This window comes from Sphingomonas pituitosa NBRC 102491 (genome assembly GCF_001598435.1).
GTDB lineage: Bacteria > Pseudomonadota > Alphaproteobacteria > Sphingomonadales > Sphingomonadaceae > Sphingomonas > Sphingomonas pituitosa.
Genome location: NZ_BCYY01000016.1, coordinates 102,205 through 123,747, shown reverse-complemented (window position 1 = coordinate 123,747; position 21,543 = coordinate 102,205). Strand labels below are relative to the sequence as shown.

The 21,543-nt window shown below is 67.0% G+C and carries 17 protein-coding genes; 4 read left to right on the top strand and 13 right to left on the bottom strand.

The features are described 5' to 3' along the window. The first annotated feature begins 24 nt into the window (after positions 1-24). Complete coding sequence (locus tag SPI01S_RS14065; protein WP_245653606.1) at positions 25-240, top strand: hypothetical protein; 216 nt, start codon at positions 25-27, stop codon at positions 238-240. Then, a complete protein-coding gene (locus SPI01S_RS14060; protein WP_066723632.1) occupies positions 240-2,078 on the top strand; it encodes a hypothetical protein in 1,839 nt (612 codons plus the stop codon). The genes SPI01S_RS14065 and SPI01S_RS14060 overlap by 1 nt, the downstream gene beginning before the upstream one ends. On the opposite strand, the gene SPI01S_RS14055 is transcribed toward SPI01S_RS14060, so the two are convergent. After that, positions 2,068-4,227: a TonB-dependent receptor gene (locus SPI01S_RS14055; protein ID WP_066723630.1), complete on the bottom strand. Its 2,160-nt coding sequence runs from the start codon at positions 4,225-4,227 to the stop codon at positions 2,068-2,070. The genes SPI01S_RS14060 and SPI01S_RS14055 overlap by 11 nt on opposite strands. 252 nt (positions 4,228-4,479) lie before the next feature. Here SPI01S_RS14055 and SPI01S_RS14050 point away from each other — a divergent pair, with 252 nt between their 5' ends. Continuing rightward, positions 4,480-5,070, top strand: coding sequence for a hypothetical protein (locus tag SPI01S_RS14050; RefSeq protein ID WP_066723627.1), 591 nt, complete (start codon positions 4,480-4,482; stop codon positions 5,068-5,070). A gap of 320 nt (positions 5,071-5,390) precedes the next feature. Beyond that, on the top strand, positions 5,391-5,687 hold the full coding sequence (locus tag SPI01S_RS14045) for a phage repressor protein (RefSeq protein ID WP_066723623.1): 297 nt from the start codon (positions 5,391-5,393) through the stop codon (positions 5,685-5,687). Positions 5,688-5,720: 33 nt separating this feature from the next. Here SPI01S_RS14045 and SPI01S_RS14040 read toward each other — a convergent pair whose 3' ends face one another. The 12 genes from SPI01S_RS14040 to SPI01S_RS13985 all read right to left on the bottom strand — a co-directional run bounded on the left by SPI01S_RS14040 (position 5,721) and on the right by SPI01S_RS13985 (position 21,542). Beyond that, positions 5,721-6,041 (bottom strand): hypothetical protein, encoded by a 321-nt coding sequence (locus SPI01S_RS14040; protein WP_066723620.1) that lies wholly within the window; start codon positions 6,039-6,041, stop codon positions 5,721-5,723. A 45-nt stretch (positions 6,042-6,086) separates the two neighbouring features. Continuing rightward, the gene (locus SPI01S_RS14035) at positions 6,087-7,055 is read right to left on the bottom strand and encodes a right-handed parallel beta-helix repeat-containing protein (RefSeq protein WP_066723617.1); all 969 of its coding nucleotides are present in this window, start codon (positions 7,053-7,055) and stop codon (positions 6,087-6,089) included. Then, positions 7,052-8,704 (bottom strand): hypothetical protein, encoded by a 1,653-nt coding sequence (locus tag SPI01S_RS14030; protein ID WP_157084696.1) that lies wholly within the window; start codon positions 8,702-8,704, stop codon positions 7,052-7,054. The genes SPI01S_RS14035 and SPI01S_RS14030 overlap by 4 nt, the downstream gene beginning before the upstream one ends. Positions 8,705-8,752: 48 nt before the next feature. Next, positions 8,753-9,349 (bottom strand): hypothetical protein, encoded by a 597-nt coding sequence (locus SPI01S_RS14025; protein ID WP_066723611.1) that lies wholly within the window; start codon positions 9,347-9,349, stop codon positions 8,753-8,755. Beyond that, a complete protein-coding gene (locus tag SPI01S_RS14020; RefSeq protein ID WP_281179440.1) occupies positions 9,346-9,681 on the bottom strand; it encodes a ubiquitination-like system serine protease family protein in 336 nt (111 codons plus the stop codon). Before SPI01S_RS14020 ends, SPI01S_RS14025 begins: the two co-directional genes overlap by 4 nt. Before the next feature lie 194 nt (positions 9,682-9,875). Next, the gene (locus tag SPI01S_RS14015) at positions 9,876-10,562 is read right to left on the bottom strand and encodes an N-acetylmuramidase family protein (protein ID WP_066723602.1); all 687 of its coding nucleotides are present in this window, start codon (positions 10,560-10,562) and stop codon (positions 9,876-9,878) included. Between the two features lie 31 nt (positions 10,563-10,593). Then, entirely contained in the window at positions 10,594-10,977 is a 384-nt protein-coding gene (locus SPI01S_RS14010) for a hypothetical protein (RefSeq protein WP_066723599.1), read from the bottom strand. After that, positions 10,974-11,519, bottom strand: a complete 546-nt coding sequence (locus SPI01S_RS14005) for a hypothetical protein (RefSeq protein WP_066723596.1) — start codon at positions 11,517-11,519, stop codon at positions 10,974-10,976. Before SPI01S_RS14005 ends, SPI01S_RS14010 begins: the two co-directional genes overlap by 4 nt. Continuing rightward, entirely contained in the window at positions 11,516-12,154 is a 639-nt protein-coding gene (locus tag SPI01S_RS14000; RefSeq protein ID WP_066723593.1) for a DUF4376 domain-containing protein, read from the bottom strand. The genes SPI01S_RS14005 and SPI01S_RS14000 overlap by 4 nt, the downstream gene beginning before the upstream one ends. 24 nt (positions 12,155-12,178) lie before the next feature. Continuing rightward, a complete protein-coding gene (locus tag SPI01S_RS13995) occupies positions 12,179-13,228 on the bottom strand; it encodes a hypothetical protein (protein WP_066723590.1) in 1,050 nt (349 codons plus the stop codon). Next, positions 13,228-16,896 (bottom strand): hypothetical protein, encoded by a 3,669-nt coding sequence (locus SPI01S_RS13990; RefSeq protein ID WP_066723587.1) that lies wholly within the window; start codon positions 16,894-16,896, stop codon positions 13,228-13,230. The genes SPI01S_RS13995 and SPI01S_RS13990 overlap by 1 nt, the downstream gene beginning before the upstream one ends. Then, positions 16,893-21,542, bottom strand: a complete 4,650-nt coding sequence (locus SPI01S_RS13985; protein WP_066723584.1) for a D-alanyl-D-alanine carboxypeptidase family protein — start codon at positions 21,540-21,542, stop codon at positions 16,893-16,895. The genes SPI01S_RS13990 and SPI01S_RS13985 overlap by 4 nt, the downstream gene beginning before the upstream one ends. Position 21,543: the final 1 nt, after the last annotated feature.

Below are 21,543 nucleotides of genomic sequence, written 5' to 3'. Positions count from 1 at the left end.
GGACAAGCACTTAACGGAATCCAAATGAGCCACGATCAACGCCCCGCCCGGATGCGCGTCGTCGCCGATGCGGCGAGCCGCGGCAACGCCGTCGACACCAGCGAGATGCAGAACGCCAAGGCCGGCGCACCGGAATCGGCCGCACAAGGCGGACTGCCGATCGTGCCCGCTATGATCTTCGTGATCGCCTGCATCATCGGCGGCGCCGTGGTGACTTACCTCATGGCCGGAGCACATTGATGCGTCGTTTGCTGATCGTCGCGCTGCTCGCCAGCACCGCCGCTGCACCACCCAGCGATCCTGCCCACGCACCCGCGGCGGGCCAGGGCGCCGAGCATGGCGCACCCGCCGCACCGGCAGCCGAGGCCGCCGCTCCCGCGGCACCGGCCGCCGGCCGCGCCGTCTTGCCGCCCTTTGCCGCCGTGCTGGCCCAGATGCCGACGATCACCGACAGCCGCGATTGGCCGGAACTGACGGAGGAGGCCGCCTGGGATGCGCTGATCAACGCCAAGCCTGAATCCCGCCAGCTCGCGCGCTGGCGTTATGCAGGCTCGCTGATCCGCCGCGGCATGGGTGCCGAAGCGCTGGGCGTGCTGGAAACGATGGAATCCGATGACGAGGACCTCGCCCTCGTCGCCCCGTTCCAGCTCGCCAGCGGCGCCGCGCTGGTGATGATCGGCCATTACCGGGACGCGGTGGAAGCGCTTTCGCTCCCCGAACTGGAAGGCAATGCGGAGGCCTGCGCCTGGCGCGTCCGCGCGCTGGCCGGCACCGGCGACGACAAGGCCGCGGCACGCCAGATCAACTGCGCGGTGCCGGCCATCAACGGCCGGGCACCGCAGGAGCGCAAGCCGTTCACGCTCGCCGCCGCAAAGGGTGCCATCGCCATCAACCAGGGCCAGCCGGCGCTCGCCTGGCTGAAGCTGTTCGGCGACCAGGATCCGCAGGCCAATCTGCTGCGCGGCAAGGCACTGCTCGCCTCCGGCGATCCGGCGGAGGGGCTGTTTCGCCTCTCGCGCGCCGATCTGAGCGGCACGCCGGAAATCCAGGCCGAGGCGAAGCTCGCGCATATCGAAGGCGACCTGAAGCTCCACCGCATCCCCCCCGCCGAGGCAATCAAGCAGCTGGAGGCGCTCCGCTATGGCTGGCGCGGCGGCCAGGTCGAACATGGCGCGCTGCGGCTCGAATATCAGCTGGCGCTTGCCGAAAACGATCATCGCGCCGCGCTGCGCAGCGCCGCCACGCTGTTCCGCTATTATCGCCCCGATGGCGATTCCGGCGCGATGCTGAAGCAGATCCAGGCGTGGCTGGGCGAGATGCTGGGGCCGGAAAGCAGCACCCCGCTTCCTGAAGCCGCCGGTCTCTACTGGGACTACAAGGAACTGGCGCCCGCCGGCGCCGAAGGCGATGCGCTTGCGCTGCGCCTCGCCGACCGGCTGGAAGCCGCCGGCCTTTATCCGCGCGCGGCCGAGCTGCTCCAGTATCAGCTGATGCAGCGCCGGCAGGACGTGGCCCAGGGCCCGCTATCGGTGAAGGTGGCCACGCTGTTCATCCTGTCCGGCGATCCGGTGAAGGCGCTCGACACGCTGCACGCGACCGAACAGGCCAGCTATTCGGACGGAATGCGCTTCGATCGCAAGCGGATCGAGGCGGTCGCGCTCTACAAGCTGGGCCGCGAGGACGCGGCGATGGCGGCGCTGGAGGGAATCCCCGGCGGCAGCGGCGTGCGCAGCGAGATCCACTGGCGCACGCGCAACTGGGGTTCGTTCATCACCGAGAACGAAGCCACCCTGCCGTCGCCCGGTGCGATGTCTCCGCCCAACCAGGCGATCGTGCTGCGTCAGGCCGTGGCCCTGGCGATGCTGAACCAGGAGGCCAAGCTGCAGGCGCTGCGCGCCCGCTATGGCGCCGCGTTCAAGTCGCTGCCCAGCGCCCAGGCCTTCGACCTGCTGACCCAGCCCACGCCGACCGTCGACCCTGCCCGGATCAGCGCTGCGATGGCCGCGATCCCCGAAGCGAGCCCGACGGGCGCGATCGGGGATCTGCTGGACGCGACCTCGTCGACGACTACAGGCTGAAGCGCAGCGTCGCGCGCAGGTCGCGGCCTGCAAGCGGCGCATAGTCCTTGAGATAGCTGCTCGCGCGCCGGGCATCGACGTCGAACAGGTTGTTGGCGGAGAGCGTCAGCGTCGTGCCGGGCATCGTCGGGAACGGCTTCAGGCTGAGCGTGGCATTGACCATGGTGTAGGGCGCGGTGCGCGTCTCGAACGCGGCAGTGCGGTTCTGGACGAAGACATGCTCCGCCTCCAGCCGGCCGGTGATCCGGTCCGACTGCGCCTCGATGCCGCCCAGCACGCGCGGCGCGGGGATGCGGGGCGCCGGCCCTTCGTCAACGATGTTGGCGCGGACATAGTCGCCCAGCGCGTCGACATTGACGGTATAGCCGCCCAGCTGCGCGACCCGCACCGATCCTTCCGCCTCGAACCCGTAGTAGCGCGCATCCCGCTGGGTGAACTGGAAGCACGGCAGGTCGACGGTGCGCCCGCTCGGTGCGGCCGCAGCCTCGCAGATCGCCTGCTGCGTCTGGTTGTCGCTGATATAGTTGGAGAACCAGTTGTAATAGGCCGAGGCGTCGAAGCTGTATCCGTCGCCATGGGCGTGGAGCGTGGCTTCCAGCCCCCAGCTCTTCTCCAGCCGGAAATCGGGATTGCCCAGTTCGTAGGCTTCGGTGCCGGCATGGGCGCCATTGGCGAACAGCTCCTCCGCGGAGGGCGCGCGCTCGGTGTGCGACAGGTTCAGGCCGATCCGCACGTCGCGGGTGACGCCATAGGACGCACCGACCGAGCCGGACAGCGCCTGGAAGCTCCGCTTGCCGTTGAAGAAGCGCGTGTCGTCGATCACCGGGTTGGCGGAAAGATCGGTGAACTCGTAGCGCAGCCCCGCCTCGGCCTTCAGCGCGCCGAGATCCAGCTGCTGGAGCGTGAACAGGCCAAGCTGCTGGGTCTTGTTCTTGGGCAGGAAGGCCTCGTCGCCCTGCACGTTGAAGTCGCGGGCGAAATACTGGGCACCGCTCGCGCCCCGCCACGCGCCGCGATCGGCCTGGACGAGCTCGAGGCGCCCTTCCAGGCCCTTGTTGTAGAAGGCGGTGCCGACGGCGCCGTCTTCCTCCAGTTCGAAATGGCGATAGGCGGCATAGCCGGCGCGCAGCCGCACCTTCTGGAGGAAGCCGCCGCCCGTATCGGCCTCGGCGCGCAGATCGAGCCGGTTCTGGACGACGCTCAGCCGCGGCCCTTCCTGCTCCTGCCCCGGCTGGGTCGCGAAGCGGATCGGCACCCCGTACAGGCTGTCATAATGGCTGTAGGCGATGCCGAGCGTACCGGTGTCGGTGACGATCGCCGCGCCGGCACCGGCCGTCCAGGTCTTGGCGGCGGTGTTGGGCAGCCGGTTCTTCACGCCTGCGTTCGCCGCGAAATCGATCGGGTCGGCGCCCGGATCCGCGGGCAGCGCCGCGCTCGCCAGCGCCTGCCGGCGCCTGTCCGCGGTCAGCGCATAGCCGCCGATCTTGAGGTCGTCCGACTTGGAATAGGAGCCGTCGGCATGCAGCACGAGATGGCTCCCCACCGCCACGTCTCCTGCCCCGCCGACCGAACGCTCGTTCGCCGCCGAGCCATAGGTCGCGATGCTGCTCAGCCGATAGCCCTTCTCCGGCACGCTGCGCGGGATGCGGCTGTCGATCACATTGACCACGCCGCCCATTGCCGAGGACCCGAACAGCAGCGCCGACGGGCCGCGCAGCACTTCGATGCGCTCGGCCAGCAGGGGATCGATGATCACGGCGTGGTCGGCCGAAGTGTTCGACACGTCGATCGAGCCAATACCGTCGGTGAGGATGCGCACGCGCTCGCCCTGGAAGCCGCGCAGGATCGGCCGCGACGCGCTCGGGCCGAACGAGCTGGCCGAAACGCCCGGCTGGCGGGCCAGCGTCTCGCCGATCGTCGGCCGCAGGCTGCGGGTCAGCTCCTCGCCGGTCACCACCGACGTGCCCGAAAGCACGTCGGCCTCGCTCTGCCGATAGGGTGCGGTCACGATGATCGCCGGCCCCTGCTGCGTCGGCGCATCCTTCGCCTGTTCGGTCTCGGCGGCAACGGGCTTGTCCGAAAGGGGATCGGCGACCGCGGACAGGGGCAAGAGCACGAGCGAGGAGGAGGCGAGAAGTACGCGACGCATCGAGATTCCACTTTCTGAAGGGAGCGTGACGCGGGGATGTACCGGGGATGATATATGGTATCAAGGCAAAAGATGCTGCGGTGCCGTATTGCGGCCGAACCTCCCGCCGTCCCACGCGACGAGCTTCGAACGCCAGCCACTCGACGAGCCTGCAGCCACTCTCGCCGATCGAGAACGCGCGGGCCGTTGCATTTTCCTTTACGATCAACCGTCAGACCAGGGCCAGCTTCAGCATTTGGAAAGACCTTAAACATGCCTGGCTGGCCAGCATATTACTTCGCCCTGCTCGTGGCGAGTAGCACGATCCCGCCCGACGATGTGCAGGCCGCCGCGTCGGGCGTGATGCCCCGGGCGCAACTATGGAACGGCCTGTATTCGGGCATGACCATGGATCAGATCGCCGACTATTTCACATCCAACAAGGTGGAATACAGAACACGCGTCGTGAAAGGCGTTACCGTTCCCTATCCCGATCAACGCCTCGACATTTTCGGATACCATGCCCACCCGTATTTCATGTACCGGAACAGGCTGCTCGCCGGCATCTCGATCAACATCGAGAGAAGCCACCCCTTCTACGACGACATGATACCTCGTCTAACGAAGATATACGGAAGGCCGCTTATCACCACCTCGGGAAATTCGATTTTCAATCCCGTGATGAGTGTGAAACAATATTATATTTCCGCCGTCTTCGCGGGAGAAGGCACCCATATCGAAGTAAGCTATACCGGAAAATGCTCGGGATCGTATGCGGCGTACATAACCATTGCTCCCGCGCAGAGAAAAATTGCTGCGAGCGCCGGCGTAGACAGCGTTAGCGAGGACAGGTTCTGCCGCTGAGATGATAGCTTCGAGGAAGGTGTCGAGCTTCGCCAAGCCCGGACCGGCCCGCGCATGCTGAGCCTGGCAGCGTGTATATGGAACACCGACCATGGCATCGCGCAAACGGGAGAGGCGGTGGTGGGTCCGCCGCCTACCACGATCAGGCCAGAATACGGCTAATTTGCGTGCCTCTGAGGCCGGCCATTCTCGATAATGCCCCCAAGGATGCCCCCAAACAATTTTCCGCCTTTGCCCGCGCTGGAAGCGCGCTCCGCTGGAACACATCCAGAACGCCGTCTATGTAGATCCGATAAGAACGAGATCGGGACGCGCGCACCATGGGACCATCGCCGGACGTCATCCGCCAGCGGATTGCGGAGCTGTGCGCGGATAACCGCTGCACCTACGCAACCCTATCGCGCCTGCTCGGCCGCCAGGACGGGTACATCGCTCGGCATATCCGCGAAGCGGTGCCGTACGAGCTGGCGATCGCCGATCGAGACAAGCTCGCTCGATTCTTCGGCATCCCCGGCCAGCACCTGGGCGCGCCCGCGCGGATGGATGATCGCCGCGCCTTTGCTGAGCGTCGCCGCTACAAGCCGAACTACCGGACCGTGCTCCGCCGCGCGACCTGAGGACGGCAAGAAAGGCTGATGTGACGTCCCTCTTCAATCCCGCCGCGCAGCTCGAAGGGCCTCGATCAGCTCCAACGAGCGCTCGACGCCCACCTCCCGCGTGATGGCATTCACCGCGGCCGTGATCTGCTGGCTACGACCGAATGCCGTCGCCCCTCCCCCGGCCTCATCCCGCTTCACCAGCGCCTCCCACAGTTGGTCGATCCATCCACGTTCCGCGCCGCAGAGGTGCAGGAAGGCGAGCGCCAGGCGGAGCGCGGCCGACGGGGCCACCGCCCCGGCTCTGGCGCGCTCCTGCGCTTCATCCACCACGCACAATGCGTGGAAGATCGCTCGATCTCTGGCGATTCGCATGCGCGGAACATGACAAGAACATTTACAGGAGTCGAGCGCCTGCAGCTACTTACGGAACAGCCCGTCCACGGCATTGCCCGCCGGCAGCACGCTGGCCTTCGTGCCAATGTAGAAGCTGGGGGCCGTGTTGCCCTCGACCATCGCCGCGCCGTCAACCTTGATCCAGGGGGTATAGTTCGGCCCGGCGACCACCTCGTTGAAGCGGATCGTCACGTTCTTCGGGCGGCTGGACAGGCTGATCGCATGCCACATCGTCATGTAGAAGCGGTTGCCGGTGATCTCGATGTTCTCGTAACCGCCGACGCCGTCCTCGTCGCCGAAGAATACCCCCTGGGGCTCGTGGCCGGGGCTGCCGAGGATCTCGTTGCGGAAGATGCGGACGTTCTTGCAGCCCGAGGTCTGTCGGGTCGTCCAGCACTGCACGAAATCCGGGTGCATGCCGGGGTTGGTGCGGAAGTCGTGCACCGTGTTCCAGGCGATCGTCACCCCGTTCGAACCGGGGATCTCGATCGCGTCGTTGCCAATCCAGCCAATGTCGTTGCCCCGGATCACGACGCCCCGGCTGGTGTCCACCTTGATGCCGGCATTGATCTCCAGGAAACGCGAGTTGCTGACCGTCAGGCCGTCAACACCATATGCCCAGATGCCGTTCACGTCCCGCGACACATCGCCGTCGATCACGCCGTGGACATAGGTGTTGTCGATGGTGATGTTGCTGCCGCCAGTGATGCGGATCATCACCTGCCAGTTGGGCTCGCCGGGCGCGGGCGTGTACGACACCTCCACCCCGGACAGCACCAGGTTGCGCGCGTCGTTGATCGCGATGCGGTCGAACAGCGCGGGCCGCTTGGGGTCGGCGCTCCGGATCGTCACGTCGGACGCGGTGATGGTCGCCACCCCATAGCGGCCGGGCGCGAGCTGGATCACGTCCCCCGGCTGCGCCCGCTTGAGCGCAGCCGGAAGTTCGGTCGGAGTGGCTACCGCGATGGTGGCGGCGAGTATCAGCGAGATCATGCAGCCTCTCCCATTGCAATCTTGAGCCGGACAACCGCTGCCGACTCGATCTCGTGCATGGCTGCGCTCTCGTGGAGGCCGCTGCCGCCAGCGTAGACGCCGCGCACTACGTTTCCGGCCGCGGCGGCGCTGCCACCGCCCTGCGCGACCGAGGCGACGGTGCTGGTGCCATCGCCATTGTCGGTCACGGCACTGACGATCCCGTAATACCAGTTGCCGTTGTCTCCCTTGATCTGGAGGTGGAGCTTGCCGTTGAACTGCCCGTTGACGCGCGCCGGGCCGGAGCCGGTCCAGGCCGCAGCCAGCGTCGTGTTGAGCGGTGCGATCGGCCACTTGTCCCGGTTGACGCCGGTGTCGGCAGCACCGTCACGCCATGGCGCCTCGCTCCAGGTGATCGCGTTTACCCCGTTGCGGAGCGCCGCATTCGGATCGCCGAGCCCATCGGGGCCACCGATCGCGGCGTTAAGCTGCCACCGGATGCCGTCCGGATACCGATCGACGAAGCCTCGCGCCGAAAGGTTCTGACCCTCCAGCGTCGCGAAGGCATCGGTGCCGGCGCCGGCATAGGTAGTGAGTTCGAGCTGCGCGATAGGCACCGCGGGAGCGCCGCCACGACTGCGCCAGAGCCCGTACATGTCCCGGTAGCTCTGGATCAGCGTGGGGAGCAGGGCGCCGCCGGTGATGCTGTTCGTGCCATGCTGACTGAGCAGGACGTCGTAGGGCATCACGCCACCGTTCAGCGCGACCAGCTTGTCGGTCATTGCCAGCATACCGGCCATGAGCGCAGCGTTGCCGAAATTTTCCACGTTCTGACCGGAAATACAGCAGTTTGCGAACGGGAGGCGCTTGGCTCCGCCATCGTTGCGGTCGAGCCCGATGCTGGCATAGCCCGATTCCAGGCGCGCATTGAGCTGGTAGGCGTGCGCTGCCTGATCGCGGCCATAGCCCTTGCTGTCGCCAGTCAGCATGACGCACTTGCGGCCGTCGCCGCCCTTGGCCGCCATCTTGACCGGCACCAGCGTGTTCGGGTTGTTCGGCTGGCTGATTGCACCGGCGCCCGTCGCCGCGGTTGCGAGCGAGGTTGCCGAGGATTTGGACTGCCCGCCCGTGTAGGCCGTATATGCGTTCTTCGGAAAGGTCTGGCCCGGGATGTCGTCGAAGACGTAGGCAAACCGGATGGTGATCTTCTTGTTCGCGGGGACGGTGATGCCGGCGAGCTTGATCCAAAAAGCATCCTCGCCAGTCGAGGTGTCGATGCGGTTCGGGGTGACGGACGTAGCGACGTGAGACACGCCATCCCAGATCACGTTGACCACCTCGATGGTGGCAGCGAAGCTGCCCTTGGACACAAAGGACGTGCCGCCACCCGGCGCGTAGGCGTAGGGACTGAAGCAGATCAGGGGATCGGTGACGTCCCATTCCGCTGACCACATGTCCTTGTCGCGGATGTGATACCGATTGGCCTGGTCGACAGCCTGGAGATCGCCGCCGCTACCGGTCGTGACGTTCTCTCGGAGCCCCGTTCCGACGTAGCTGTACCACAGCGGGGACGTGCCGGTGCGCACCGCCGGCGTCCCTATGGGCAATGCAACACGCCCTGCAAACAGCGCACGGGTGGATACGGACAAGTTCAAGGCGCTCAGGCGCATAGCAGCGCTCCTACCGATCGATGCTTTGGATTGTGGCGGTCGCGGGCATCAATCGTTCGCTCCGCCGTCGGCATGGTTCGCAGCTATTCCGGCCCAGAAGGCCTGCCAGCCGAGGGCGACGGCGGTGTTGCGCTCGGCCTCCGCGAGGAGGGCAAGAACATCGTCACACGAAGCGGCGAAGTGAGCGCGGCAGGTGGCGTCGGGATCTGCGGGGCCAGCCGGCGCTCCGCCACCACCCTGATCGGCTCGGGCTGCGGCGAGCTCGCGCATGCGCTGAGCAGCGAGAGCGCGAGAAGCGGCAAGCTCAGCCTGCACGCGATCGAATTTCGCGAGAACATCATTCGATACCTCCTGGTTGGTGCGCGCGTCGGCGCGCTCGACGGTGAGAGCGTGGGTGGCATCCTTGGCCGCGGCGTCGGCGCGCGCTTGCCGCGCCTGGTCGACGGCGGCGCCGAGGATCCGGATTTGCGCAATCGCGCCCTTGGTGGAGAGCGTGACGGGCTTGCCGCCCTTGTCGACCGCATGCCCCGCCGTCGACGCGGCGGCGCGCAGCGCGTCCTTCTGCTGGGCGACATGCCCGATCACGGCGAGCGAGATTGCGAACGCCAGGGCGAGCCCCAGCGAGACATAGCGTTGCAGGTTCATGCGTCCCGGTCCTCTGGCCAATGGGGAAGGTCGACGGTCTGGCCGGCGAGCGCATGGGTGCAGTCGCCGAGGAAGGCGATGCGGCCGTCCGTCACAAAGGAGTGGCAGACCTCCGGAGGGTCGCCCGGCTCCGGTTGAAACGCCGGATCGACAGCGCGGCCGGTGCGAACAAGAACGCTCGGCATGAAGGTCGGTGCTTCCGGAGAGCCATTGTAGCCCCAGGCATCGCCGCCCTGTGCCGGAGCGACGGGAAGCACGTGTGGGGCGTGGCAGCCAGGGCACCAGAAGCCGACACGGCTTGGCCGATACTCTGCAAGAATTGGCGAGAGCATGCGCATGGTTCAGCGTCTCCGGATGAAGGCGTTTGGATCGCGCCGGTGCGGCGCCAGGATCTTCGGGCAAGCCTCGTAGGCATGATCGCGGCCGCCGCAGTATGTGCAGCGGAGGCGCACCCGCGCGGACGAGCCGCCCCAAGTATGGGGGCAAAGCGGCTTCTGGTGCTCGCCCGACCCGCAATAGGTGCACCTCATGCCGCGCGGCGCTTGGCAAAGGCGGCGGCGAGGCGCGTGTCGTAGCAGTTCTCGCGGTAGGCGCTGCCGTTGTAGCCAGCGGCGAACTTCGCCCACTGCTGCCCGCGCAGCGCGGCCACGAGCCCCCGCCCCTCCACGAACCGCAGGAAGCCGTCGAGCTGGTCCGCCTCGGTCTGCGACTGCTGCCAGGCGAACGCCCAGGGCGACGTCGCGCCGCACACGGCATAGTTCTCGCCCAGGACCTGAAAGCCGCCGTAGCTCGCCGAGGCGAAGCCCGCGTCGAGGTCGAGCGCCACCGCCTCGAGCAACTGGTTCCAGCGTCCAACCTGGCTGCCCGGATAGAGGGCGCGGTTCCACGTCCTGGAGGAGATCTTCGGGTGACTGGCATCGTACCGGTGCCCGGTCGCGCGGCTGAACCGATGCGGCTCGAACAGGATGGTCGGCCGGCCGGCGATGAACGGCGACGCGCTGCCCTCGACGTCCCACACTGCCCAGATGGCGGCCGGGTCAACCTTCAACCTGTCGGCGGCATCCTCGATGTCGTGATCGCCGAGCTTGTAGTCGGGCCCATCGGTGAGCGCGGTCAGGATCGCCGTGCGATCGGCGGCACCGAAAGGCGCGCCCTCGGTGCCCGGCTGATGGCCAAGCGCCACCAGCCGCCGCCGTAGCGTCGTCATGTCCATGGATTGTCTCCGGGTTGAGAGGGTCGGTCGCCTATTCGGCGCCGCTGGCATCCTTGCCGAAGGCGGCGCGGAGCATCGCCATCGCGCGATTGCCGAAGAACTCGATTGCGAGCATGCCCGAGAATCCCAGGCCGATGCCCCACATCACCGCCATGCCGGCGCCGATCGGATGCCCGCCGCCGATGATGGGAAATTCACCGGTCACGATCAGGAACAGGATGATCAGCAGCAGGGCGGTGAGCGCCACTTCCTGCCGAAACGTCAGCTTGCGGAGCGGCGGCGGGGCGATGAAGCGCGCGAGAACGAGGCCGATGACCGAGAGCGCAAGCGCGAGGATTGGAATATCGACGCCGAACGCCGTGACGATGGCCGGACCGAAGGTCGGCGCGGCGACTGCCGCACCCGATAGCTTCACCGCAAGCCCGCCGCTTTGTACAAGGTCACTCCCACCGCTATGCACAGCACCGCCCCCGTTATCTTGAGCTTGTCGCGCACCATTCCCCAGGTCGGGCGGACAGGAATTTTGATCGGATCCAAGCCCAGGCGATGCTCGATCGAGCGCTCGGCGCGGATCGTGAGGAACATCGACATCAGGAAAGGGATGATGGTCGCGGCGTCGCAGACGCGATCCAGCTGGAAGATCCACCACATCGCTTCGTCGGACGCCTCGCCCCAGGCGAGCAGCAACAGGACGTCGGGTCCAGCGCCAAGGATGATCGTCAAGAGGAGCCCGCACAGGATCAGCCGGTGATAGCTCAGCAGCGTCAGCCCGGTCGGTGAAGGCGGCAGCGCCACGTTGCGGATCTTCGCGTTCACCTCGCGCTCCCGCGACCGCTCGAGCACCGCGGCGATCACATAGGCCAGCGAGATCGACGTGATCAGCGCCAGGCTGAACAGCGCGAACCCATAGCTCAGCGGGTTGTCGTTGAACGACGGGGGGAAGCGAGTCTGCATCATGCGGCTGCCCCTGGCCAGCCGCTGATGATGTCCAGCGCCGCGAGGTCCTCGACCGTCTCGGCGGCATCGATCTCCGCGCGGAGGGCCTGAGCGCGCTGCCAGCAGCTCGCGATGTGCTCGCCGACCGCGACGCCCAGCGCGATCATGGCCAGCGCGTCGTGCGCTCTGGGCTGATTATCGGCCATGACCCAGTCGACGGAATAGGGCTCGCCTCCGGCCAGCGCGATCTGGGCCATCTGCACCGCGCCCGCGATCAGGACCCGGCTTCGCTCGTCACTATCCACCCGGCCCAGCGGCGTCTGGCATCCGCCGCCGGCGCAACCGTCGCGCGCCGCCTTGGCCGCAGCCCAGGCTCGCACCTTCGCGAGGTCTAGATCCCCGGTGGCCGCGTCGATCAGAGCAGCGCCCGCGAAAGGCCTGCCGGTGGCGGTGAGCGCCGCCTCGGCGTCCGCGAGACTCCCGATGCGCACCTCCGGCGGCAGCGTGTACGTGCCGCGCCAGACGATCAGCACCATGTCTTCCTTGGCATAGCTGTCGACCAGCACCTGCGTGCCGCCCTGCATGCCCATGAAGCTGTCGGCACGGTGATATTTCGCGAGAGCCCCGTTCGGCATCTCGTGCTCGAGAATGAACATTCTCAGCTCCTGATATGTGGGAGGTCAGAGGCCCGTCACGTCGACGATCATGATCGTCCCGGTGTTGTAGGTCAGAGGCTGCGGGTTCGCCTTGTTGACCCCGTAGAGGTTGCCGGAGTGCTGCAGCCAGTCGAAGTCAAGGATATGCGGGCTTCCGTCCCGCGCCTGCGCGGTGAGGGCGTAGCCGGTCCAAGTCCAATACGGCGGATTGTCGCCGACGATCAGCTGGCCGCCCTGCATCGTAAGGTCGGTCTCCTCGTCGCCGTGGTATCCGATCATCCCGGGGAAGACGGCTGCATATTTACGTCCCGGCGTTCCCACCCACGATCCCGGCGCGCCGTTGATGATGTCGACAGCCCGGACGGCCTGCTGCGCGCTGCTGAAGGTCAGTTCCCCAGTTATGGGAGACCTCGCGTTGAAGCCTGGCTTGGCGGCGATCTGGGAAGGCTTCTCGATCAGGTAGAAATCACCGGCGCCCGACCAGTTATTCGGCGCCGCAAGCCGGATGCCGGTTGGTCCTGCGGCGGTGTAAGAGGCCCCCATGGGCCCAGCAGGCGCCCCGACCGGCCGGATCGCCACCATGCGGGCCGGGTTCAATGCGCCCGGGGGGCTGATCAGCCATTGATTGGCGCGCTGGAAGCCGGACGCGAACTTGGTCGCTGTCGTCTTGCCCGCATGCTGGTAGCTCGCGAACAGGCTGGTGAAAACGATCTTGCCCGCGTCGTTGCGCAGAACCATGCGCGAGCCTGCCGCGCCGCCGAGCGTGATCAGGTCTATCCCGCCATAGAGCACGTCGAAGGTGCCGGTGGTCGGGTAGTTCCCGCCTTGCGTTGGGGTCCGGTGCCAGATCAGGGTTGATCCCGACACGGTGACGTTAGGCCGGCCTAGATATGCCTCCCCGCGCACGAACGCGAAGGGGCGCGAGCCATTCAGCGCCGGCACATCGATCGCGCCGTCCGGGTTGCTCGCATAGTCGATGGACAGGCCGCCCAGGATGATCGCCGCCTTGTCGCCGGCGCCGCTGTCGAATTGCAGCGCGCCGGTGAGCGGGTCGCGCTGGCGGAACGTCGCCATCAGACGGAGATCTCGATCGCCAGGACGTTGTTGGCGGCGAACAGCCGATAGCCGTTGTTGTCCATCTCGAAGCCGGCGCCCTGGCCGTTCACGCGCGAGGTCAGGAAGCCGACCGTTTGCGTGATCGCGGAGAGATAGGTGACATTGATCGTCGAGGCTACGACCGAGCCCGCCGCGAGCGCGTTCGTGGTCACCGAGTTGGGCGCGAGATCTGCGCCGTCCGCGGACCGGTTCCAGCCGCTGCCGTCGAAGCGGTAGAGCTTCTTGTCGGCCATCAGGTAGACGACGCGCCCCTCGAACAGGTTCGAGTTGGGTAGCGAGCTGACGATCTCATACCCGCCCAGCAGTTTGGAAACCGAGAATATCTCGGTGATCGTCTGGCCACCATAGGTGGCCGAGAGGGTGAGCGTTGCCGTGTCCGCGCTGAGGTCGGTGACCTGATAGTACCCCTTCGGCTGCCCCGCGACGGGAGTGCCGAAGTCGGTGTTGATCGTGCCGGTGCAGCCCGATGCCGCCGCGGACAGGAAGGCGCTCGCCGTCACGTCCGCGCTGCCCGACATCACCGACAGCTGCCCGTTCGCGCTGGCGAAGCTCTTCACCACGCCGTTCGAATAGGCTTCGACGGCCACCGCCTTGCGGGTGACCTTCGGGTAGACCGCTGGCGCGCCGGGGTTGCCCTGCCCCCCGGTGTCGCCCTTGCCGCCCTGAGGGCCTGGCGCACCGTCCGAGGGCCCGGCCGTGAACGGCGGAAATGCCGTCTGCGACGCGGTGGCGCTGCTGATCATGGGCTTCATGATCGCGCCGAACATGGCGGCCGGGGTGGCGGCCACGAAATAGACCTCGATCCGACAGCTGACAGCCCCTGCCGGTGCAGTGAGGAAGCCTGCGAGGATCGTTCCAAACGGGTTGCTGCCCGCGCCGGCCGCGATCTGCGCAGCCGGGCCAATCTGCGCTCCATTCGCGTCCAGCCAGTACACCACGGCATTGACGAAGGCCGTGTTGGAGCTCTCGACCGCCACCTGTACGGCGAGGCGCTCACCGGCGACAACAGGAATGAAATATCCGGAGGCAGTACCAAGTGAGAAGGTGTCGTTTGCTGCTGAAGCGGTGCCGGCCAGCTTGAATATTGGGACACCGTAGGCGACGAACGTGGTTGTCGAGGGAGCTGCGATATTCGGGCTAAGGGCCGGGACAGCCCAACCAGCAAAACCGCGCTCGAACATCGAGTTGCGAACGCGGTTCACGTTGTTGATCGCGTCAGCGCCCTTCGCACCGGCCGCCACCGCGACGACACTGATGGAATCGCTGAGCGTCGTGCCGTCCGCCAGCGCGCCGGTGACAATCACGCCGCTGGTCGAGCCCCGCGCGAGCGAGAAGTTGTGCTCGGTCATGTAGACGCTGTCGCCGGACGCGGCCGAAAGGTAGGAGAGCGACACCGCAGCCCCGGTCGCGTCGGTGATCGTCCAGTAGACCGTCGCGCTGGTGTTCTGCTTGTTCACGCCGAACGTGATGGTCTGGTCCGCCGGCGTCGGCGCGCCGCTGCCGTCATAGGAGATGGTCTGCCGGTTCGATCGGATCGACAGAAGCTTCGCCGCCGCGCCCGCGCCGCCCGCCCTCGACTTGTTGAGGGTGAACTGCTTGGTGGCCGTGATGCCGGAATAGGGACCGAAGCCGACCGCCTTGATCGTCAGCGCCCCCGCGTCCTCGCCCACGTCGAGCCCGCCGGTGATCGCATAGGTTGCGCCGTCATAGCTTACCGCCAGCCCCTGCGGATTGGCAGCGGTGGTGAGATTGAAGCTCGATTGCACCTCGTTCGCGCCGTCGCGAATGATGAAGGTGCCGCCCGCGCCGGCGTAGCTGGCGACGTTGCCCGCCGCGTCGGCCGGAACGGTGTGGTCTTCGTTGGTCAGGTAGGCGGTGAGTGTAATCCCGTCGCCGGGCACCTCCGCCGCGGCCTTCGCCATGCCCTCGATCGTGACCGAGCAGGTACTGACCTGCTCGCCCAGGGTGACGGTGAAGTCGCGGAAGAAGCCGTAGATCGTCAGGGCGTCGAGCTCGGCCGCGCCGATCCAGAGCGACGGCTTGGCGCGGAGCGTCGCCAGGCGGCGTAGCAGCGCGTCGGCGCCCGCCGTGGCGATCTGGCTTTTCGCCTCCATGCGCTTCGCCCAGGCGCGCTCGAGCGGCACCGTGTTGCCGAAGTCGTCCGTGTTCTTCACGCTGAAGTCGAGAATGCCGATGGTCGGCTCGTCCGCCAGGCGGCCCAGCCCCTCCTGGGCGCCGATCAGCAACGTGCCCACGGCGACTGCAGCTCCAGCGTCCGCGCCGGCGATCGTAACCGTTGCGGTGTCGCCAGCGGCGAGCGCCAGATCGAGGAACAGCGCGGTGGTGACGTCGCCGCCAATCACGCGGACCTGGTCATAGCCGGGCGCCTGCACCCGCACGGTTGCGCCGACCGCGTCCAGCACGGCGATCGCGTCGGCGAAGGTGCCGGGTTTCAGCTGCGCGACGATCCCGCCAGTCGTCGTGGTGGTGGTGCCGAGCGCCTGGTCGAACATCGCCCAGCGGTTGGTCGGGCCGAGGTCGAGCCAGTGCGCCGGGTCGGTCGCTGGGTCGTTCCCCGCATTGCCCGCGGTGAGGCTCTCATAGGTCCGGTGTGTGGCCGCCAGGATCACGCGCGCGCCCACGACGTAGGCGGTGCCGGCGGCATATGCCGGATACTCGTCCTCCGGCACGCTGGACGCCACGAGCGCCGCATCGGTGAGCGCCGCCGGCCGCACGACGCGGAAGTCGCTGGCGCCGTCCAGCGCCGGGTCGCTCAGCGGCACGGCGATGCTGGCAGCTGGATAGCCTTCGATCGTGAGCGAGCAGGTGCTGATGCCCTGCAGGCTGATCACTTGCGAGAGGTCCTTGTAGAGGCCGTAGGCGATCAGGCTGGGGAAATCCCCCTCGCCAATCCAAAGCGCGGCCTGCGCGCGAATGGCCGCCAGCTGGCGCTGGATGCCGTCGAGCGCCGCGTCGTCGATCAGGCACTTCGCATCGATTCGCTTGGTCCAGCCACGATCCGCGATGGTCGTGACGCCGAACTCATCCGTCTCCCGGCGGCTGAAGTCGGTGAGCCCAACGGTGGGAGCATCGGCAAGCGTGCCCAGATCGAGCGCGGTACCGGTGATCAGCTTGCCGACAACGGCAGCCTCGCCCCCTGGCACGATCGTGATCGTTGCCGAGCGCGCGGCTGCAGCTGGCAGGCCTAGGAAGACCTCGCACGCGGCCGGCGCGCCGCGGGTGGTATCGAGCAGGGTCACGCTGTCCGCGGTGATCTGCACCCGCACGCTCGCCGCCTGCAGGTCGACCAGCCCGATCGCGTCGACTGCATCCGGCAGCGCCAGCGTCAGCACGATCGCTGCCGAGGAGCTGGTCGCCGGCCCGGCGGCGACGTCGAACATCGCCCAGCGGTTCGTCGGGCCCGCGTCGAGCCAGAAGCTCGTGCCGCCGGCCGCGGGCGCGTGCCCAACATTGCCCGAGGCGGCGCTCTCGAACACCCGGTGGAGCGCCGCCACGATCACCCGCGCGCCCAGCGCATAGGTGGTGCCGGCATCCCAGGCCGGATAGTCCGCCTCCGGTACCGACGACGCGGTCAGGCTGATCGGGAGCGGCCGAACGACCTTCACGCGACCGCCTTCGTGCCGATCGCCGCGCCGCCGGCCGCCTGGGTGGCGGTGTCGAGGATCTTGGCCGTCTTGCCGGTGTTGCCCGCCGTCGCGGCGTGGCCGGCGTTATTGTCGGTTCGCAACTGCTTCACCTCGTCAGTGAGGGCCGCCAGCGCCGTCCGCAGATCGGCGATGGTGGCGGGGTTGTCGTTCGAGCCCGACGTCGCGGTCTGGGCGGTGGCGGCAGCCGAGAGCAGCGCGGCGTTGCTCGTCGCCGTGGCGGCGGTGCCCAGCTTGTTGATCGCCCCATAGGTCGCCTCAAGGCTTGCGGCCGTCTGCGCCTGCACCCGGGCCAGCTCCTGCCGGCTCGTGGCAGCGCTCGCGGCGGCGGAGAGCAGCGCCTGCGACAGCTGGGGCAGCGACTTGGCCGCATCCTGGTCGCCGCCGCGCGCCGCCGCGCTCGCCGCGTTGAACTGGCCGAGCAGTCCGGCGTAGGTGGTGGAGCCGGTGACGTCGCCAAGCCCGCGGATCCGCTTCACCTCGTCCATGATGCTGTCGCCCACGGTGCTCCACGCCTGCCGCAGCTCGTCCGCTGCCTTGGCAGCCTCCTGCGCGTCCTGGATCGCCCACACCTGCAGCTGCAGCGCGCGGTTGCTGGCATCGAGCTTGGCCAGGTCCAGCTTCCGGATTTCGTCCGTCTTGCCCTGCAGTTCGAGGATCTGGCGTTCGAGGTCCTGCCGCTCGCTCATGACGTCGGCGGCGCTCTTCGCACCCTGCAGCGACTGCTGAAGGTCCGCGAATGCCGGCGCCAGCTTAAGCAGGGTGGCATAGGTCGCCTGGCCGGCGGTGGTGGTGAGGTCCTGCGCCTCCACCAGCTGGCGGAAGGAGGCGAGCGTCGGCGGTACTGACACGCCCAGGCTGGCGAACACCTTGCTCATCTGCGCCGTCTTGGCGGCGGCCTGCTCCTCCGAGGTGTAGAACGCCTGAAAATAGGCGGTCGCCGCGTCGTTCAGCGCCGAGACGCTGTCGAACTGGTCGGCCAGGCCGAGCTTGGCGGCGATGCCCATGCCCCTGGTGCTGGCGCCGAGCAGGTCGAGCGAGGTGCTGACCTGCTCCACCGTCGTTGCGACGCGGGTGAGCGTCTCGAAAGCGCCCTCGCCGACCTTCTGGAACTGGGCGATCAGCGGGAAGGCAGCCGTCGCCATGTTGTCGGCCGCCGCACCGAACACCGCGTTCAGCTTCTCCTGGATCTGCTCGCCGGTGAGGCCCTTCAGGTCGATTTTGCCGATGTTCACGACGAAGCCGTTCAGCCGCTGCTGGATTGCGTCGGTTGATGCGCCAAGCGGCACGGCCGCCGCCTTGATCGCGTCGTTGAAGCTGCGGAGGATCAAGGTGAACTGGTTCGAGAGGCTCGGGTCGAGCGCGCCGTACTGGGTCGAGTAGGAGCGACCCGAGACGATGCCCAGGAACTTCTTCGTCTTCGTCACGTCCGAATAGGCCTGGCCGTTGAAACCACCGTTCAGGACGCTGCCGAGAGACTGCGCGCCGCCATAGATGCCGCTGCCGGTCACGTCGGTGCGGGTGCCGAACAGGCTGCTGAGCAGGCCGCCGACCACGGGGATTGCACCGAGGACCGACCCGATCAGGTTGGGCTTGAACCCCTGCGCGACGCCGCCGCTGGCGTTGATGTCGCCGCCGCGGACGATCACCGACGCCACGCCGCTGATCTGGCTGTCGATCGACTTCAGCGAGGCCAGCATCTGGCGCGAATAGACGTTGGTGACGGTATCTACCGCCTTCAGCTCGTCGATCGCGCGCTTGAGGCTCTCGCTCTTGGCGGAGGCGTCGCCCAGGACCGTACCAGTGCCGGTGTTGGTCGGCGCCTGCTTGGCGCCGCCACCGGTGAGCGAGCCGATCACCGCCACGCCTGCTGCAACGAGCGCGCCGGCGGTCGCTGCCATCGCGACGATGTTGAACGGGAACGGCAGCTTGGACTGCGCCGCGATACCCTCGGTGCCCTGGGCGGTGGCCCGGGCAGCGCTGTTCGAGACGATGCCGAGCGTCTCCGCGACGTCCTGCGCCATTGCGCGCACCGACATGGCAAACTGGATGGCGCGATACGCCTTCTCGGTCGCCGCGAGGATCTCATATCCCTTGCTATTCTCGCTGAAGAACCCCTTCGCGGCAGAGGCCATGTCGCCATAGACGCCGATCTGCGCCGTCGCGTTGGACAAGGCGAACTTTGCATTCTCTCGATCGATGCGAGCCTGGCCGCCCCCGGCTTCCTTGATGGCCCGTAGCCGCGCGAGGTGCTGTGCGTCTGCGCGAGCGCTGTCCGCCTGATAGTTGGCGTAGATCGCGGCCATGTCGCCGATCGCCTGCCCGACATCGCCGAAGGCATCGGCCATGCCGCGGCTCGCGTTCTGTACGCTGCGAGCAACGGTGTCCCAGCCGTCGGCAGTCAGGGCCAGATCCTCCTGCAGGCGCCGCGCCGCGCTTTCCTGCGCCTCTAGGGCCGCATCCTTCTCGATTAGCTGGCTCTTGAGGGCGTAGTATTCCTTCCAGCGAGCCGCAGCCACGTCCGCGCCGTCCGCGATGTTCTTCGCGATGAAGCTTTCCTTCTCCAAATCCAGCGCAGCCTTGGCGCGTGCAGCACCAACCAGGCCGTAGAGCGCCAGTTCGTCACGAAGCGGCTGTAGGACGTTGCGCCCGAATTCCTCGGCAGACTTCTCGGCGGCCTTGTCGGCCTCCGCCTGAACGGAGATCTCGCTCATGCTGGGCAGCTCGAATGCGGCGGCTCGCGCCTTGCGGAATGCCTCCGCGGCAGCCTTGCCGTATCGGGCCGCCGTTTCCGGATCGAGCTTCGCGTCGGCGATGCTCTTGAGGGCGGCCTGATATTCCAGCGCTGCAGACGCTGCCGGATCGAACTTCTTGGCAAGGTCCGCCTGGGTGTCAGCGAGCTTCTTGGACGCGGCGGCTGCGCTGTCGGCGCCCTTCTTCCACGCGATATGAAAGTGGTCGCCCTCGTCCAGCAGCTGGCGAATGCTGACGCCCGCCGCACGATAGGCCTCGCGGATCTTGGCGAGGGACATTCCGGGCGTCTTGGCAATGTCGAGCGCGTTGCCGGTCTCGTGTGCACTGCTGCCCGGCGCGGCAGCCAGCGCGGCCCAGGGGCCCTTCCCGGCCTTGTACGCCATGTACTTGTCGTACAGCGCCTTCTGCTCAGCATAGGATCGCTGTTCGCTCGTGATGCGCGCGCCGATGCTCTGGGCAATGCGGCGTGCTTCGGCGAGGTCGATGTCGCGGCCGACCTGCGCCGTCTGCTTCATCGCGGACTGGCGGTCCTGCTCGGCTTTCAGCGCCGCTTGGCGGTTGCGCTCGATCTGGGCGAGCTGGTTCGCGAGTTGACCCGCCAAGGCCGTCGACAGGGCGCCCCCAGCGGCTGTTTGTGCCCGAGCAGCATTCTTCGCCGCGGCGGCCTGATCATCGTACTGCTTCTTAATCCGCTCGCTTGGGTCCGCCATGCGCTTGGCGACTTCCTCCGCCAGCGCGATGCGGGTTTCCCCAATCCTGGATTCGGCTGCGTCGATGAGTTTCTGCTGTTCCTCGGCCTGCCGCTTGAGTTCCACAACGCGAGCGGCGTATTGCGCGGCCACGATTGAATCTGCCCCGCCGGGGCCGCTGGTCGGCTTAGCGTTGTTGGCGAGCACTTGGGCCTGCTCGATCTGGGCAAGCGTGACGCGCCGGATGCTGACTTCGCGAGCTAGGTTGTTTTTCGCGTTGATGTTGTCTTGCTCGGCGGAGGTCTTCTGCGCGGCGATCGCGTCGCGGGTTGCTTGGGTGCCCTCGCGAATCGCGGCTGCGACGCCTTCTGCGGTTGTCTTGAAGCGTTCCTTCGCCTGCCGGTTCAGTTCCGTTTCGGCGGCGTCCTTCTTGAGCTTATCGACGGCGTCGTTCAGCGCGTTGTTGTGCTTCAGGATCTGCTCCGTCAGCGCACCTGCGACAAGCATGCCTGCCGTCAGCGCCAAACCCCACGGCCCGAGCATGAACTTGCCGAACTTCTCCGCGGTCCCGCCGAGATAGATCATCTGGCCGGCGGCTTGACCGCCCTGGATGGCAAGAACATTCAGCACATTCGTACCCATGGAAATTTGGGTGAATGCGTCCTGCGCCTGCGGCGAGATGGCCGCTAGAGCCGATCCGTTGCCGCGTACCGCCTTGGCGCTGCCGTTCCCAGCCGTCTCCAGCCTGACCATTTCAGCGTTCAGTGCGCGGATATCCCCTGCCAGCTGAGTGAGGCCCTGCTGCTCCGCGTTCAGTGCGCGCTGTTCCGCACGCATGTTGCGGATCTCAGATGCCGTCTTGCCGAACGTCTCAATCTGGCGCTCCAACTGACGGACCAGCGATTCACCAGCGCGCTCCGCCGCCTGAGACTCCGCCTTGGCGGTTCGGAATGCACGCGTCGTGGCTGTGGCAAATGTGCTGACCGATGCGGTCGCGCCAGAAAGGTCGAGAGCCGATCCGCTGGCCGCTTTCATCTTGTTGAATTCGCGCACCGCGTTGGCCGCAGTTTCACCAAGGATGTCGTCCAAAGAGCGGAGGTTGCCGAAGGAATCGCCAAAGTCGATGTTGAAGCCAACCTCAAGAGCGGGCGAGCCGTCGTCCATA

Excerpts from the sequence above, each read along its gene's own strand:
- SPI01S_RS14045 (WP_066723623.1), top strand. The coding sequence starts at position 5,391 with ATGGGACCATCGCCGGACGTCATCCGCCAGCGGATTGCGGAGCTGTGC.
- SPI01S_RS14020 (WP_281179440.1), bottom strand. The coding sequence starts at position 9,681 with ATGCTCTCGCCAATTCTTGCAGAGTATCGGCCAAGCCGTGTCGGCTTC.
- SPI01S_RS14065 (WP_245653606.1), top strand. The coding sequence starts at position 25 with ATGAGCCACGATCAACGCCCCGCCCGGATGCGCGTCGTCGCCGATGCG.
- SPI01S_RS14060 (WP_066723632.1), top strand. The coding sequence starts at position 240 with ATGCGTCGTTTGCTGATCGTCGCGCTGCTCGCCAGCACCGCCGCTGCA.
- SPI01S_RS14040 (WP_066723620.1), bottom strand. The coding sequence starts at position 6,041 with ATGCGAATCGCCAGAGATCGAGCGATCTTCCACGCATTGTGCGTGGTG.
- SPI01S_RS14055 (WP_066723630.1), bottom strand. The coding sequence starts at position 4,227 with ATGCGTCGCGTACTTCTCGCCTCCTCCTCGCTCGTGCTCTTGCCCCTG.
- SPI01S_RS14015 (WP_066723602.1), bottom strand. The coding sequence starts at position 10,562 with ATGGACATGACGACGCTACGGCGGCGGCTGGTGGCGCTTGGCCATCAG.
- SPI01S_RS14025 (WP_066723611.1), bottom strand. The coding sequence starts at position 9,349 with ATGAACCTGCAACGCTATGTCTCGCTGGGGCTCGCCCTGGCGTTCGCA.
- SPI01S_RS14000 (WP_066723593.1), bottom strand. The coding sequence starts at position 12,154 with ATGTTCATTCTCGAGCACGAGATGCCGAACGGGGCTCTCGCGAAATAT.
- SPI01S_RS13995 (WP_066723590.1), bottom strand. The coding sequence starts at position 13,228 with ATGGCGACGTTCCGCCAGCGCGACCCGCTCACCGGCGCGCTGCAATTC.
- SPI01S_RS14035 (WP_066723617.1), bottom strand. The coding sequence starts at position 7,055 with ATGATCTCGCTGATACTCGCCGCCACCATCGCGGTAGCCACTCCGACC.
- SPI01S_RS14030 (WP_157084696.1), bottom strand. The coding sequence starts at position 8,704 with ATGCGCCTGAGCGCCTTGAACTTGTCCGTATCCACCCGTGCGCTGTTT.
- SPI01S_RS14005 (WP_066723596.1), bottom strand. The coding sequence starts at position 11,519 with ATGATGCAGACTCGCTTCCCCCCGTCGTTCAACGACAACCCGCTGAGC.
- SPI01S_RS14050 (WP_066723627.1), top strand. The coding sequence starts at position 4,480 with ATGCCTGGCTGGCCAGCATATTACTTCGCCCTGCTCGTGGCGAGTAGC.
- SPI01S_RS13985 (WP_066723584.1), bottom strand. The coding sequence starts at position 21,542 with ATGGACGACGGCTCGCCCGCTCTTGAGGTTGGCTTCAACATCGACTTT.